Origin of the sequence: Amylibacter marinus (assembly GCF_030160015.1) — a bacterium.
Taxonomy (GTDB): Bacteria; Pseudomonadota; Alphaproteobacteria; order Rhodobacterales; family Rhodobacteraceae; genus Amylibacter; species Amylibacter marinus.
The window spans coordinates 451186-466645 of sequence record NZ_BSNN01000004.1 but is presented as its reverse complement, the minus strand read 5'-3'; the positions used below and the strand labels follow the sequence as shown (position 1 = coordinate 466645).

At 52.3% G+C, this 15460-nt stretch carries 13 protein-coding genes; 6 read left to right on the top strand and 7 right to left on the bottom strand.

The window, feature by feature from the left end; genetic code table 11:
* Positions 1 to 32: 32 nt before the first annotated feature.
* From QQL62_RS09485 to QQL62_RS09475, 3 genes are read left to right on the top strand one after another with little or no spacing between them, the layout of a single operon-like run.
* Complete coding sequence (locus tag QQL62_RS09485) at positions 33 to 401, top strand: response regulator transcription factor (protein WP_284378231.1); 369 nt, start codon at positions 33 to 35, stop codon at positions 399 to 401.
* A complete protein-coding gene (locus tag QQL62_RS09480) occupies positions 398 to 661 on the top strand; it encodes a hypothetical protein (protein WP_284378227.1) in 264 nt (87 codons plus the stop codon). Before QQL62_RS09485 ends, QQL62_RS09480 begins: the two co-directional genes overlap by 4 nt.
* Positions 661 to 3300 carry a sensor histidine kinase gene (locus QQL62_RS09475; RefSeq protein WP_284378225.1) on the top strand — a complete coding sequence of 880 codons (2640 nt, stop codon included), beginning with the start codon at positions 661 to 663 and terminating at the stop codon, positions 3298 to 3300. Before QQL62_RS09480 ends, QQL62_RS09475 begins: the two co-directional genes overlap by 1 nt.
* Here the strand turns inward: QQL62_RS09475 and hemF are convergent.
* A complete protein-coding gene (hemF, locus tag QQL62_RS09470; protein ID WP_284378223.1) occupies positions 3297 to 4181 on the bottom strand; it encodes an oxygen-dependent coproporphyrinogen oxidase in 885 nt (294 codons plus the stop codon). The genes QQL62_RS09475 and hemF overlap by 4 nt on opposite strands.
* A gap of 123 nt (positions 4182 to 4304) precedes the next feature.
* Here hemF and idi point away from each other — a divergent pair, with 123 nt between their 5' ends.
* A complete protein-coding gene (idi, locus tag QQL62_RS09465; RefSeq protein ID WP_284378222.1) occupies positions 4305 to 4826 on the top strand; it encodes an isopentenyl-diphosphate Delta-isomerase in 522 nt (173 codons plus the stop codon).
* On the opposite strand, the gene QQL62_RS09460 is transcribed toward idi, so the two are convergent.
* From QQL62_RS09460 to frc, 3 genes are all read right to left on the bottom strand, one after another.
* The gene (locus QQL62_RS09460; RefSeq protein WP_284378220.1) at positions 4823 to 7102 is read right to left on the bottom strand and encodes an NADP-dependent malic enzyme; all 2280 of its coding nucleotides are present in this window, start codon (positions 7100 to 7102) and stop codon (positions 4823 to 4825) included. The two genes, idi and QQL62_RS09460, sit on opposite strands and share 4 nt — an antisense overlap.
* Before the next feature lie 171 nt (positions 7103 to 7273).
* Positions 7274 to 8950 (bottom strand): formate--tetrahydrofolate ligase, encoded by a 1677-nt coding sequence (locus QQL62_RS09455; RefSeq protein WP_284378217.1) that lies wholly within the window; start codon positions 8948 to 8950, stop codon positions 7274 to 7276.
* 181 nt (positions 8951 to 9131) lie between these two features.
* Positions 9132 to 10391: a formyl-CoA transferase gene (frc, locus tag QQL62_RS09450; RefSeq protein WP_284378215.1), complete on the bottom strand. Its 1260-nt coding sequence runs from the start codon at positions 10389 to 10391 to the stop codon at positions 9132 to 9134.
* 568 nt (positions 10392 to 10959) lie between these two features.
* Between frc and sucC the strand changes: the two genes are divergently transcribed.
* Positions 10960 to 12153, top strand: coding sequence for an ADP-forming succinate--CoA ligase subunit beta (gene sucC, locus QQL62_RS09445; RefSeq protein WP_431355757.1), 1194 nt, complete (start codon positions 10960 to 10962; stop codon positions 12151 to 12153).
* 4 nt (positions 12154 to 12157) lie between these two features.
* Positions 12158 to 13057 (top strand): succinate--CoA ligase subunit alpha, encoded by a 900-nt coding sequence (sucD, locus tag QQL62_RS09440; RefSeq protein ID WP_284378211.1) that lies wholly within the window; start codon positions 12158 to 12160, stop codon positions 13055 to 13057.
* A gap of 66 nt (positions 13058 to 13123) precedes the next feature.
* Here sucD and QQL62_RS09435 read toward each other — a convergent pair whose 3' ends face one another.
* From QQL62_RS09435 to QQL62_RS09425, 3 genes are all read right to left on the bottom strand, one after another.
* The gene (locus QQL62_RS09435; protein WP_284378209.1) at positions 13124 to 13339 is read right to left on the bottom strand and encodes a hypothetical protein; all 216 of its coding nucleotides are present in this window, start codon (positions 13337 to 13339) and stop codon (positions 13124 to 13126) included.
* A 70-nt stretch (positions 13340 to 13409) separates the two neighbouring features.
* Complete coding sequence (locus QQL62_RS09430; RefSeq protein WP_284378207.1) at positions 13410 to 14375, bottom strand: glycosyltransferase family 2 protein; 966 nt, start codon at positions 14373 to 14375, stop codon at positions 13410 to 13412.
* A 39-nt stretch (positions 14376 to 14414) separates the two neighbouring features.
* Entirely contained in the window at positions 14415 to 15458 is a 1044-nt protein-coding gene (locus QQL62_RS09425; RefSeq protein WP_284378204.1) for a ketopantoate reductase family protein, read from the bottom strand.
* Positions 15459 to 15460 lie beyond the last annotated feature (2 nt).

Below are 15460 nucleotides of genomic sequence, written 5' to 3'. Positions count from 1 at the left end.
GGTTGAAACTGCACATATTTTGGGAGGAATCTGTGTCTAAGTCCGTAGCTATTATCGAAGACGAACCCTTCATCGTAGAGGCGCTGACATTTCTTTTAGAGCGCGCCGGTCTTACTGTGCGATCCTTTGCCAATGGCGCAGGATCGATTGAATTTATTCAGCAGGTCACACCCGATTTGGTGATATTGGACATCATGCTGCCCAATATATCCGGCATGGAGATTTTAGAAAATATTCGCAATAATCAAGGCCTTAAGAGGCTTCCCGTATTGATGCTAACCGCCAAGGGACAGAAAAGGGACCGCAAAGCGGCGATCGATGCGGGGGTAGATTTATTCATGACCAAGCCATTTTCGAATGACGAACTGGTGGCCTCGGTTCTGGATTTACTGGATTCATGAGCGCGAAAAACGCCATAACCCCCAGCCAAAAGCGCGATGAAAATCGCCGCAATGCGCGCAAGAAATCCGAGATTTCAATTGGTATGACAATCGCTGGTGTGATCCTTTGGGTAACGCCGATGGTCAACATTTTTACAACCGAGGGAGCCAACCCATCAATATTTGCGCTGTTGGTTTATGTCTTTGGCGCATGGGCGGCGCTCATCTTGGGGGCATTTTTCGTATCCCGCATGTTGATCTCGCAGATGGCGGATGACTGATGCTCAGCTTTAATCTGATTGCGACCATTTGTTTGGTCTATGTGATCCTGTTGTTTATCGTGGCGGCCGTGGCCGAGCGGCGCGCCAAACAAGGGCGCTTGGGGATCCTGAAATCTCCTATAATATATACGCTATCCCTATCGGTTTATTGCACCGCATGGACATATTATGGCTCGGTTGGGTCAGCGGCGCGCAACGGGTTTGAATTTCTATCCATCTATCTGGGGCCAACGTTGGTGTTTGTGGGCTGGTGGTGGTTTTTGCGCAAACTGGTGCGCATTGGGCGAACCCAGCGCATCACATCAATCGCTGATCTGATCTCTTCGCGCTATGGCAAAAGCAATGTTTTGGCGGTGATTGTCACCCTTTTGGCGGTGCTTGGTTCAACCCCTTATATTGCGCTTCAGCTGCAATCTCTGACGCTAAGTTTTGCTGTATTTACCGAAGGGCCAACAGAGGCGGGCCCCGCGATTACGGCGCTGTTTATAGCGCTTGGGTTGGCTGCCTTTATCATTGTGTTTGGCACGCGCAATCTGGATGCAAACGAGCGCCACCACGGCGTGGTCACGGCCATCGCCATGGAGGCGATTGTGAAATTAGTGGCTCTTGTGGCGGTGGGGATATTTGTGGTCTGGGGGGTATCGGATGGGCCGGCGAACACGCTGACATTGATGGAGCAACGCATCCCCCAGCAACAGGGTCTGTTTGCTCCACGCTGGGTGACGCTTACGTTTTTATCCGCCACCGCGATCATCTGCCTACCGCGGATGTTTCAGGTGATGGTGGTTGAAAACACCGCCGAGCGCCATCTGGCCACCGCCAGCTGGGCGTTCCCGCTGTATCTATTTTTGATGTGTGTTTTTGTATTGCCCATTGCGGCAACGGGTCTGCATATTCTACCCGAGGGATCAAACCCTGATCTGTTTGTTTTGACCATACCGCTAGCCGAGAACCGCGAAAGCCTAGCCGCGCTGGCATTTCTGGGCGGATTTTCCGCATCTACATCCATGGTGATTGTGGCGGCCATTGCCCTATCCACCATGGTATCCAACCACATCGTTTTGCCGCTGTGGCTATACCGATCACAGCGCAAAAACCCCCAGAGCGACGATATCCGCACCGTGCTGTTACGATCACGCAGGATCAGCATCGCGGGGATTTTGGCTCTTGGGTATTTCTATTTCATCCTGACGGGGGGCACATCTGCGTTGGCATCGATCGGGTTGATAGCCTTTCTGGGGGTTGCACAGGTATTGCCATCGCTGGTGGGGGGGATGTTCTGGCAAAACGCCACGCGCATTGGCGCGATTTCGGGGATTACTGTTGGGTTTTTTCTCTGGGCCTATACGTTGTTTTTGCCCAGCTTTGGCGGGGATTTCATCCTATCGCAGGCGGTGCTGGATAACGGGCCGCTGGGCATCGAATTTCTACGCCCGCAGGCGCTGTTTGGCACAGATATTTCGGATCCCTTGATCCATGCGGTGTTTTGGTCGATGTCCGCCAATACTGTGGTATTTGTTCTATGCTCGCTGCTAAGCACCCCCAGACCGCTAGAACAGCTACAGGCGCTGCAGTTCATCAATGTCTATGGTCAACAGTCAGGGCGGCGCACCCTAAATCAGGCAGCCACGCGCGATGATCTGTTTATTCTGGCCCAGCGGATATTGGGGCGCAATCATGCTGCCCGCCTGTTTGATCAGCTGGATCACGATGTGGAAATCGATACTGAGTTCATGGAATTGCTCGAGAAGGAATTCTCGGGGTCTGTTGGTGCGGCGACGGCCCACACCATGATCAGCCAAGCGGTGGGCGGCAAGGATATATCGGTAGAGGATTTGATCGCCGTGGCCGATGAGACCGTGCAGGTGATCGAATATTCCACCCAATTGGAAGAGCAGTCAAAACAGCTCACCAAAACCGCGGAAGAATTGCGCGCGGTGAACACCCGCCTAACAGAGCTAAGCGCACAGAAGGATGACTTCCTAAGCCAAGTCAGCCATGAGTTGCGTACACCCATGACCTCGATCCGCAGTTTTTCTGAAATTCTACGCACAGGGCAAAATTTGGATCAGGCCCAGCGAGAGCATTTCTCGAACGTGATTAACGAAGAGAGCCAACGCCTGACCCGCCTGCTGGATGAAATCCTTGATCTCAGCTTTCTGGAAAGCGGCAAGGTTCAACTGAACATGCGCCGCCATTCTGTGACCGGGGTGATGGATCGCGCCCTACAGGCCACCCAGCAAATTAGCCAAGCGGCCAACGCAGAAATCCATGTGGCCGGCCCAGCCCTAGGCGCGCGGTTTGATACGGATTCGGATCGGCTGGCACAGGTGTTTATCAACCTGATCACCAACGCGATCAAATATTCAGACAAAGATGTGCCCGTGCTGAATATCGATTGCCGCAGGGCCAAAGGCGATATCCGCATCACATTCCATGACAATGGCCCAGGCATCCCGCGTGCGGATCGCGAGCGCATCTTTGACAAATTTGCCCAACTTCAGCGCAACAAGGCCGGCAGTGGCGTGGGCCTTGGGCTGGCGATCAGCAAAGAGATTGTAAAGAACCTTGGCGGCACCCTAGAGGTGGTGGGCAGCAAAACAGGCGCCAAATTCAGCGTGCGCCTGCCGCTGGGCTAGGGCCATTTGGCCTCGGGGGGCATAGACATCAAGACCGCCGCCGGATCATGGCCGGATTGCAACCCAAAATGCGTGCCGCGATCATAGACCAGATTAAATTCTGCGTAGCGGCCGCGCTTAATCAGCTGGGTCTCGCGGTCGGCATCTGTCCAGCTCTCGCTGCGGCGTTTGTTGGTGATGGGCAAAAAGGCATCAAGAAACCCACGGCCCACATCACGCGTAAATGCAAAATCTGCATCCCAGTTACCGCTGTTCAGATCATCATAGAAAATCCCGCCGACACCGCGCGGCTCGTTCCAATGCTTGATCATAAAATACTCATCCGCCCATGCCTTGAATTTAGGATAATATTCGGGGTCATGCTTGTCACAGAACTGGTTCAGCACCTTATGAAATGCCGCCGTGTCCTCTGGGTACTCGATCATCGGATTTAGATCCATACCACCGCCAAACCAATGGGCAACGGGTGTCCAGAACATACGGGTGTTCATATGCACCGCAGGGGTTTTGGGGTTGTTCATATGCGCCACCAACGAAATGCCCGAGGCCCAGAAAATTGGGTTATCAGCAAGGCCGGGGATATCTTTGCGCGCGGCCATGGCCTTGATCATCATCGGCGAAAGGGTGCCGTGCACGGTGGATATATTCACCCCCACCTTCTCAAACAGCCGCCCGCCACGCATCACAGACATCAGCCCACCGCCGCCAGCGCCACCATCGCGCTGTGTCTCGCGTAGCTCAAATCGCCCCGCCGCGCGATCTGATAGCGGCCCTGTGGTATGGCTATCTTCCAGCGCTTCAAAAGCCGTGCAGATTTCATCGCGAATGGTACGAAACCAGTCAGAGGCCTGCGTTTTGTGATTTTCGGTGATGGTGCTCATGGTTTTGCCTTTCATTTGCGCCATTAAATTAGGGTTTTGTATGCAAAACATCCATCCCTAATGCTTGTCATTTATCCTAGAATAGCGCATCTGAGGTATGCAGATATTTCTTGGGGCGAAATTATGGATATAATGATACCAGTTTGGGTAGATAACCAATTGATTCCTATGGAAAAACTAAAGGCGCATCAGCTAGGAGTAAAGCACAAGGCGGTGTCGGTTTTCCTAACCAACGGTGGCAAAATATTGCTACAACAGCGCGCGCTGGGTAAATATCACACGCCGGGCATGTGGGCCAACAGCTGTTGCACCCACCCCCATTGGCAAGAAGATAGCATGGCCTGCGCCCAGCGCCGCCTGCAAGAAGAGCTGGGGATCATTCAGGACACCCTCACCTATGTGAAAACCGCAGAATACCGCGCCGATGTTGGCGGTGGCCTGATCGAACACGAGGTGGTGGATATTTATTGGGGCGAGATGCCGGATCCAGAGGCCTATGCCCTGAACCCAGACGAGGTGAACGCCATTGCGTGGCACAGCCTAGATGACATCAGAGCGTTGATCGCCCAACAACCACAGCAATTTACCCCGTGGCTGAAGATTTATCTAGATCAGCATGCGGATTTCCTAGCCGATCTAGCCTAGCCGTAGCTGGCCACTGATGTGCCGGCCAATGCCGTGGTGTTCAACAGCCCGCGCGCGGTGACCGAGGGGGTCACAATATGGGCACGGTTGCCCATACCCATCAAGATCGGCCCAACCTCTAGCCCGCTGGACACTTCTTTCAGAATGTTACGCGTGGCACCGGATGCATCAGAATTGCCGTAGATCAAAACATTCGCCTTGGCCTTCATCCGCGCATTGGGGAACAGGCGCTGGCGCAATGCGGGATCCAAAGCGGTGTCCGAGTGCATTTCGCCCTCGTATTCGAAATTCAAATCCATCGTATCCAGAATTTTCAGCGCGGCGCGCATGTTCACGCCTGTGTTGCTGTCTAGGTTGCCAAACTGCGAGGAAGAGCACAGCGCGATTTTAGGCTCTACCCCAAAGCGGCGCGCATGGCGTGCGGCGGCAATGACGATATCCACAATTTTCTGCGCATCTGGCTCGTTGTTCACGTGGGTATCTGCCACGAACAAGGGCCCGTCCTCTAGGATCATCGCAGAGAGTGCGCCAATTGGGCTAAGCCCATCACGACCCAGAATTTGGTTGATGTATTTCATATGCCATTTGTATTGGCCAAATGTGCCACAGATCAGGCTGTCTGCCTCGCCGCGGTGCACCATGACCGCGCCGATGGCGGTGGTGTTGGTGCGCAGGATTGCCTTGGCTGTATCAGGGGTTACGCCATCACGTTCCATTAGCCGATGGTAGCTTGTCCAATATTCGTGGAAGCGCGGATCGTTTTCGGGATTCACGATATCAAACACCTCTAACGGATTGATCGTTAGGCCGATTTGTTCGCACCGGTGCACAATCACCTCTGGGCGGCCAATCAGAATGGGCGTATCCACCGATTCTTCGATAATGGCATTGGCGGATCGGATCACGCGCGTGTCCTCGCCCTCGGCATATACAATGCGACGATGCGAGGTACGCGCGGCACTAAACACCGGGCGCATGATCATGGCGGTTTTGTTAATCGATGCATCCAGTTTGGCCGCATAGGCATCCAGATCAACAGGGCGGGTGGCAACACCCGTTTCCATGGCCGTACGCGCCACGGCCAGCGCCACAACGGATAACAGGCGCGGGTCAAAGGCCTTGGGGATCAGATATTCTGGGCCAAAGATCAGCTTTTCATCCACATATGCGGCGGCGGTTTCAGCGGTGGAGTAGGTGCGGGCCAATTCGGCAATGGCATTGGCACAGGCAACCTTCATCTCCTCGTTAATTTCGGTCGCCCCGACATCCAATGCACCGCGGAAAATAAACGGGAAGCACAGCACATTGTTCACCTGGTTCGGGATATCCGAGCGGCCGGTGGCCAGAATGGCGTCGGGGGCCACCCTGCGGGCCTCTTCTGGCATAATTTCTGGTGTCGGGTTTGCCAACGCGAAAATGATCGGCTGAGGTGTCATGGATTTCACCATTTCCGGCGTCAGAACATTGGGGCCAGATAGGCCTAGAAACAGATCTGCACCCTCGACGATATCCGCCAGATTTTCTAGGTCGGTATCTTGGGCATAGACTTCCTGTTGGGGGGACATTGGCTCAGAGCGGCCCTTGCGGATCACACCGGAACGATCAGCCAGCCAGATATTTTCAACCCGAACCCCAAGGTTTACCAGCATGTTTAGGCAGGCAATGCCAGCCGCCCCGCCACCTGCCGATGCGACCTTGATTTTGTCAAATGATTTACCCGTTAGCTTCATTGCGTTTACGGCAGCAGCGGCAACCACAATTGCGGTACCGTGTTGATCATCATGGAACACGGGGATGTTCATCTGTTTGCGACACAGGTCTTCGACAATGAAGCAATCCGGGGCCTTGATATCCTCAAGGTTAATCGCGCCAAATGTAGGCTCTAGGGCGGTTACGATATTGGCAAGTTTGACAGGGTCGGTTTCGTTCACCTCGATATCAAAGCAATCGATACCGGCGAATTTCTTGAACAGAACCGCCTTACCTTCCATCACTGGTTTAGAAGCCAGTGCACCAATATCACCCAAGCCCAAAACCGCAGTACCATTAGAAATCACAGCCACCATATTGCCCTTGGCGGTATAGCGCACAGCATCGGCGGGGTTGGCGGCAATTTCCATACAAGCATCCGCTACACCGGGGCTATAGGCACGCGACAGATCGCGACCATTGGCCATTGGTTTGGTTGGGCGGATTTCCAGCTTACCTGGGTTTGGATACTCGTGATAATCCAGCGCCTTTGAGCGAATATCACCAGTTTTGGATTTCTGTGCCATGTTACTACCCCTTGGATTAGAGGTCGATGCATAACGATTTATGCGACCATTTTAAAGCCCATTTTGCGTTGGCGTCATTGGTTACGCTATCGGCGATTGCATCACATGGGGCTGATGGTGGAAAAGCGGCGCAGGGTAATTGCGCCGCTTTTCTTTGAAAAACCTATGGCGTTAGAACAAGCCGTCGATTTGGTTATCTGCGTTCAGGCAAATTGCCTCGGATGAGGGTACGCGCGGCAGGCCGGGCATGGTCATTATTTCCCCGCAAACCACAACGATAAATCCAGCACCAGCGCTTAGACGCACCTCGCGGATCGGCAGCGAATGCCCCGTGGGCGCGCCGCGCAGGTTTGGATCCGTAGAGAAGGAATATTGGGTTTTGGCCATACAGACCGGCAGATCACCATAGCCCTGCTCTTCCCAATCCTTTAATTGGCTGCGGATCTTTTTGTCCGCCAGCACCTCGTCGGCGCGGTAGATACGCTTGGCGATGGTTTCTATTTTTTCCATCAGGCGCATATCATCAGGATAAATCGGCGCAAAGTTGGCCATATCTGCATCAGCGATTTCCGCAACCCGTGTGGCCAAATCAGCAGATCCTTCGGAACCAAATTCCCAATGTTTAGATAGAATTGCCTCGGAACCCTGTGCGGCAACAAATTCCTTGATCGCATCTACCTCGGCATCTGTATCGGTAACGAAATGGTTTATGGCGACCACCACAGGCACACCAAATGATTTCAGGTTCTCGATGTGGCGGCCCAAATTTGGGCAACCATCCCGCACGGCAGCTACATTTTCTGTGCCCAGATCGGCCTTGGCTACGCCGCCGTTCATTTTCATCGCCCGCACTGTGGCCACCAAGACCACGACACTGGGGGCCAGATCGGCCTTGCGACATTTGATGTTCATGAATTTCTCGGCACCCAGATCAGCACCAAAGCCAGCCTCGGTAACGACGTAATCTGTCAGTTTCAGCGCAGTCTTGGTGGCCACAACAGAATTACAACCATGGGCGATATTGGCAAACGGGCCGCCATGCACGAAGGCTGCGTTGTTTTCCAGCGTTTGCACCAGATTTGGTTGCATCGCATCCTTTAGCAAGACTGTCATGGCTCCATCGGCCTTGATATCGCGGCAATAGACGGGGGTACGATCACGACGATAGGCCACGATGATATCACCCAGACGTTTTTCCAGATCTTGCAAATCCAGCGCCAAGCACAGAATCGCCATCACCTCGGAAGCAACGGTGATGTCAAAACCTGCCTGACGTGGGAAGCCATTTGGTACGCCGCCCAGCGAGGTTACGATATCGCGCAATGCGCGGTCGTTCATGTCCATTACCCGTTTCCATGTTACACGACGCTGGTCAATTTCCAGCTCGTTGCCCCAATAGATGTGGTTGTCGATCATTGCCGATAGCAGATTATGCGCGGATGTAATGGCATGAAAATCGCCGGTGAAATGCAGGTTCATGTCCTCCATCGGCACCACCTGTGCCATGCCGCCGCCCGCAGCACCGCCCTTCATTCCAAAACACGGGCCAAGGGATGCCTCGCGGATACAGATCATGGCATTTTTGCCAATGCGGTTCAGCCCATCGCCCAAGCCGACGGTAGTGGTGGTCTTACCCTCGCCTGCCGGTGTCGGATTGATGGCAGTGACCAAGATCAGCTTGCCTGATTTATTCTTTTTGGATTGTTCAATAAACTCTGCGGAAATCTTGGCCTTATCATGGCCATAGGGTACCAAATCTTTCTCGCTGATACCCAGTTTTTTACCAATTTCTTGGATCGGTTTTTTGTTGGCCTCGCGGGCGATTTCAATGTCTGTTTTATATGCCATTTTTGCTGTCCTTCGTGGCCGAATTCATAAATGCGTTTGGGCGTGCTCTGATGCCCCGCCTCTGAGGGTGGCACTATTTAAATGCTCCTAGTAGTCAAAAACAGACATATTACCGCCCTGTTGCGTTGTTTGGCGTTGTTGAGGCGGGAATATGGGGGCTAGGGCGGGTTGTGGGTGCGAATCATTTTGCCGCCCCTACCGCACCTGATGCCAAGATCTGCGCCAGCTCTTCACCAGAGTATCCCAATACATCCTCTAGGATTTCTGTAGTATGCTCGCCCAATAGTGGCGAGCGCGTAACCTCGACAGGGCTATCCGACAATTTTATAGGGCAGCCAACAGATAGGTATTCGCCCCGTTCTGGATGGGGCACATTGACCAAGGTGCCAGAGGCGTACAGCCCGTCGTCCTCGGCGATTTCCTTCATTGATAAGATCGGCCCCACCGGAATATCGTGGGGGTTGCACATGTCCATCACCTCAAATTTGGTTTTGGTCATTGTCCATTGTTCTATGCGCTCAAAAATCAGGTTTAGCTTGTCCAGCCGATCCGCCGGCTTGGCAAAGCCATCGGCGGTTTTCCAATTGGGCTCGCCGATTACATCACAAACCTTGTCCCAGATTGCCGCTTGAATAATAAAATAGGTATAAGCGTTGGGGTCCTGCTCCCAACCCAAGCACTTTAATATACGTCCGGGTTGTCCACCGCCGGAATCATTGCCCCCGCGCGGCGTTGCATCGCCAAAGGGAATGCCCTCGCCGTGCTGTGAATATTCCACAAGCGGGCCTTTTTGCAGGCGTTGTTGATCGCGCAGCTTCACCCGCACTAGGTTTAGAACCGAATCCTGCATTGCCGCCGATACGCGCTGGCCGCGGTTTGTTGTCTGGCGTTGATACAGCGCCGTTACGATGCCCAAGCACAGATGTAGCCCCGTACCGCTATCACCGACCTGAGCGGCGGTTACCAAGGGCAACCCGTCACGAAATCCCGTAGTAGAGGCAGAGCCCCCGACACATTGGGCCACGTTTTCATAGACCTTGCAGTCTTGGTATTTTCCTGGGCCGAAGCCTTTGATTGATGCCAGAATAATACGCGGGTTTATTTCCTGAATGCGTTCCCATGAAAACCCCATGCGATCCAATGCGCCAGGGGCAAAGTTTTCCACCAAGACATCGCATTCCTCGATCAAGCGTGTCAGCACCTTTTTGCCAACTTCATCTTTGGAATTCAGCTCGATCGAGCGTTTGTTATGATTAAGCATCGTAAAATACAAACTGTCTGCACCAGGCACATCAACCAGCTGTTGGCGGGTGGCATCCCCCATGCCGGGGCGTTCTACTTTTAGGACATCTGCGCCGAACCAGCCCAGCATCTGTGTGCAGGTGGGGCCAGATTGAACATGGGTGAAATCGAGGACTTTGATACCGTCGAGGGCTTTCATAATAATATTCCTTCAGTTCATGTAAATTTTTGAACAAGCTTTTGGGGTTTTATCAAGCTTTAAATTATGTGATCACATATTCCTATTGCGTGATCACATTTACAACCAAGGTACAGATGCTACCATTCTCGCGCTGCAATCAAGGCGAATCCGTGTAGGGATCTAGGGGAGTTGTGAACTGTGGCGCGGTATAGGCCGCAAACGAAGAGCACACGGTGCGACAAATGAACACCCGCTTGGGATCTTGTCTACATTTGTTCTGATCGCGATCAATTCTCCCTCTGCTTTGGTTGATCTCTGGGGTAACCTGTTTCAGCAATTCGATCATTGGAAGAGTCCCCCCTAAGCCGCTGTTATTAAATTGTAAAAATGCGCCTCGATCTGCCTCATTTCACCGTTGATCGGTAATTAGAACTTTTAGCGCGCTTAATTTGTGATCACATACAGCCTAGGTTTCTGCTGTTCACCAGTAAGCACTGGTATAGCCGGGTCAAAATCGTTATTACCCCTATCTAAGTGAACTAAGTTGGACACATATTCGAAGTCGAGTACACTCAGGAGAGAGAGAATGAACATTCATGAATACCAAGCCAAACAGATCCTAAAGGGTTTTGGCGCACCGGTTGCGGATGGCGCGGCGATAACCGATATCACACAGGCTGAGGCCGCTATAAACTCCCTGCCCGGCCCTGTTTGGGTGGTAAAAAGCCAAATCCACGCAGGTGGCCGCGGCAAAGGTAAATTCGTAGAACTGCCCGAGGATGCCAAAGGCGGCGTACGCGTTTCATTCTCTGCCGAAGAAGCATTGGCCAACGTCAAAGAAATGTTTGGCAACACATTGGTAACCGCGCAAACTGGCCCAGCAGGCAAACAGGTAAACCGTTTGTATATCGAAGATGGCGCTGACATCGAAAGCGAATTGTACCTATCCATCTTGGTTGATCGTGAAACAGGTCAGACATCCTTCGTGGCCTCTACCGAGGGCGGCATGGACATCGAGGCCGTTGCCGAAGAAACACCAGAATTGATCCACACAATCGGCATTAGTGCCGCCGCGGGTTGCACGGACGCGGATGCGGCGAAAATCGCCGACGCCTATAAGCTAGAGGGTACTGCCCGCGAGCAGGGCATTGCATTGTTCAAGGTTCTGTACAAAGCATTCGTTGAAAAAGACATGGCCTTGCTGGAAATCAATCCGCTGATCGTGACCAAGAAAAACGACGTGCAGGTTTTGGATGCCAAGGTATCATTTGATGGCAACGCATTGTTCCGCCACCCAGACATCATGGAATACCGCGACGAGACAGAAGAAGACGCCAAAGAGATCGAGGCCTCGAAATACGATCTGGCCTATATCGCCCTAGATGGTGAAATTGGCTGTATGGTGAACGGTGCTGGTTTGGCCATGGCCACAATGGACATCATCAAATTATACGGCGCATCTCCTGCAAACTTCTTGGACGTTGGTGGTGGTGCCACAACAGAAAAGGTGACTGCCGCATTTAAAATCATCACATCCGACCCGAACGTAAAGGGCATTTTGGTGAACATCTTTGGTGGCATCATGCGCTGTGATGTCATCGCCGAGGGCGTGATCCAAGCGGTGAAAGACGTAGGTCTTGAGGTTCCATTGGTTGTTCGCCTAGAGGGCACCAAAGTTGCCGAGGGCAAGAAATTGATCAACGAAAGCGGCCTGAATGTAATTGCCGCCGACGATCTGGACGACGCCGCCCAGAAAATTGTTAAAGCGGTGAAAGGATAATATCATGTCTATCTTAATCAACTCAGACACTAAAATCATCGTTCAAGGCCTGACCGGAAAAACCGGTACATTTCATACAGAACAGGCATTGGCCTATCACGGTACGCAAATGGTTGCGGGTACGCACCCTAAAAAAGGTGGCACAGATTGGACAGCCGCCAGCGGCCAAGCATTGCCAATATTTGCATCCGTGGCAGAAGCCAAGGACGTAACAGGCGCGAGCGCATCTGTGATCTATGTACCCCCTGCCGGCGCCGCCGCCGCAATCGAAGAAGCGATTGATGCGGGCATCGAATTGATCACATGTATCACCGAAGGTGTGCCTGTGATGGATATGGTACGTGTTAAAGAAAAGCTGGATGCATCTAATTCTCGCTTGATCGGGCCAAACTGTCCCGGCCTTATGACACCTGATCAATGTAAAATCGGCATTATGCCCGGTTCTATCTTTAAAAACGGGTCTGTGGGTGTTTTGTCTCGCTCGGGTACATTGACCTACGAGGCCGTATACCAAACGACAGTTGCGGGTCTGGGTCAGACATCAGCCGTGGGTATTGGTGGTGATCCAGTTAAGGGTACGGAATTCATCGATATTTTGGAACTGTACCTAGCGGATGAAGCAACCAAGTCGATCATCATGATTGGTGAAATTGGCGGCAGCGCAGAAGAAGAAGCCGCGCAGTTCCTAATTGACGAAGCCAAGAAGGGCCGCAAGAAACCGGTGGTAGGCTTTATCGCGGGTCGTACAGCGCCTCCGGGCCGTACAATGGGCCATGCGGGCGCTGTTATTTCCGGCGGCAAAGGTGGTGCCGAGGACAAGATCGAGGCAATGAAAGCCGCAGGTATCTCTGTCTCTCCATCCCCTGCGAAACTGGGCGAAACACTGGTTGAATTGCTGAAGTAAATTCAACCCTACGCACAAAAAAGGGCGGCCAAACTGGCCGCCCTTTTCAATTCAGAGATACTAGAATTAGTATACAGAAGCGTTGTCGTCGTCGTCGTCGCTAGATGCGATAACAGCTGCAACAACTGCAACGATCAACAATGGGATCAGGATACCAGAAGAAGAAGAACCAGCTTCTTCAACTTTTACCATTTCTTCAACAGCTGGCTCAGTTAGTGTACCGGCGATAACTGCTGATGCAGATGCGATGAAACCGCCTGCGATCATAAGTGCTTTTTTCATTTTATTTTCCTAGATAGGTGAGTGTAGTCCGACTGTTATCGCAAAAATTCAAAATATAAAGTAAAAAAAATCACTTTTCGAAATATCCGTATTCATGTGTATTTATCTTGCAATAGTAGTCTATGGTGCCCAACACCACCGCCATACGCATCCCCGCGCTGCCAATTGCCAATCTGGCCTTTTTGGTATTCACCAAGAGCAATATCAGCCCCCGCGTTACATCCCCCAGCGCTAGAAAGATTTCGCGGCACAGACGCAATAGTACCTGTTTGGTGTAACTTGGCCCTGATCTATAGGGCCGCAAAATTTTATGATGCACACCCCAGCGGCGGCGATGGCGGCGAAATACGCTTGAAAACCGGTTTCGCTCGCCGTGCATTTCCTCGTAAACTATTGCCTCTGGCACAAAACAAATCTCGTGGTTTTGCTTTTCGATCCACACGAAAAAAGCCGTATCCTCACCACCAGAGGTGTTAAATCGTGGATCAAACCGATGGCCGATATCGTCGCTGTGATAAAGCTTTCGGTGGATCATGTAATTGCCCGTGGTATAGAATTCCGGCGCTGCACCCAGCTTGCGATTTGAGGTGATCCGATGCGGGACATACTTAGAAAAATCAGGGCCATAATTACAAGAAACCGCCCCGATAAAGGCCATGCAATCTGGCAGCTCTGTCACCGCCTGTTCGTATCGCACCAGCCAATCGGGGTGCAAAACCTCGTCGTCGTCCACCCCGCACATCCAATCCACATCCATCTTTTCCAACTCGGTGAAAATACGGTTGCGTGCATTCACCAGCCCCAGATTTGGCTCATGGGTATAGTGAAGCGGGAATGGGAAATCCAACGCCTTCAGCTCGGCCTCTAGTTTGGGTTCAACCTCGTTTTCAACCACCAGAACCGAAACCGTATAATAATCTTCTACGTAAAGATCAGCAATCGAACGTAGCAGGCGCAACAGCATCTCGCGTCGCCCATGACTACACAGCGCGATGCAAATAGATTTTCCGCGGAACGCGACTTTCTCAAATTTCATGCATGCCCCCTATTTCGCAATTCAGCCAATAAGAGCCTTTTACTGCCTTTTGCGATTTTCGGCTAGTCGGTGATTAACGGTACTGACGATTTCATCAACCATACTATTTTGCATGTTCAATGATCGCGCGATGGCCTGAACCAGCAAATCTACGCGTTCGATATGCTTGGCACCGGCGGCGATTGCCCGCGCGGCGCTGCTGGGTTTTAGCAACCCCTGCGCAGCACGGGCATATTTTTCAAATGGTACCTGATCGGCACTGTCCGCGCCCAGCGTTTGCGCCAGTTCATCCACCCAGACATACATCTTTTCCGAGGCGGCCAAATCAGCATGTACCGCATGCTGTATGGATTGTTCTCCTGCACGTAAAACACAGCGGTAATTCCCCGCCAACAACATTGACCATTTTGCCAAGGGTACAAACAGGCTATCGTGTAGGCGCAATTTTACCGGCACATCTTGGCCCTCGAAACGCAGATCAGCAATATCCGTAGCCAGCCGTTCCAGCAGCTCAGTATGGGTGGCGTTGCCAAATTTAGCAGCCTTGAAATTGGTCGGCAGACCAACGTGCAAAACATTGTTGGCCTCTTGGGGTGGGCGAAATGCCTGCGGGTCTGGACTGCACAGGCTGATTAGGTCTGGATCAAAATCGCGCCAAATATCAGGGGCGCTATAGCAAGATTCCAAATCGATATCACGCAAGGCCTGAATGCGATTTAAATAGGCAAGGGGGGGCATATTCATAATCGACAGGCAAGGTTTTTTGCTCTGCGCGATGCGCCCCATCAGCGCCCGCACATTTGGGGCGCTGTACTGTGGTTCTTGCATTGCGAATGCAATCAGATCGTAATCCATTGGCATCGCCGCATCAGGTGTCGTGGCATCCACAGTTCCTGCCAGATTTTGCGATAGGATTTGCCGATGTTGATTTTCACCGCGTAACTTTAGCCGCACCTCTGTCCCATGGGTATTAATCAGATGCGCCGTTTCCTCGCGGCAAATCAGTGTAACATCATGCCCTGCCATCAACAATTTTGTCGACAACAGCGAGCCATAAGACGCCCCAAGTATCAGAATTTTCATGC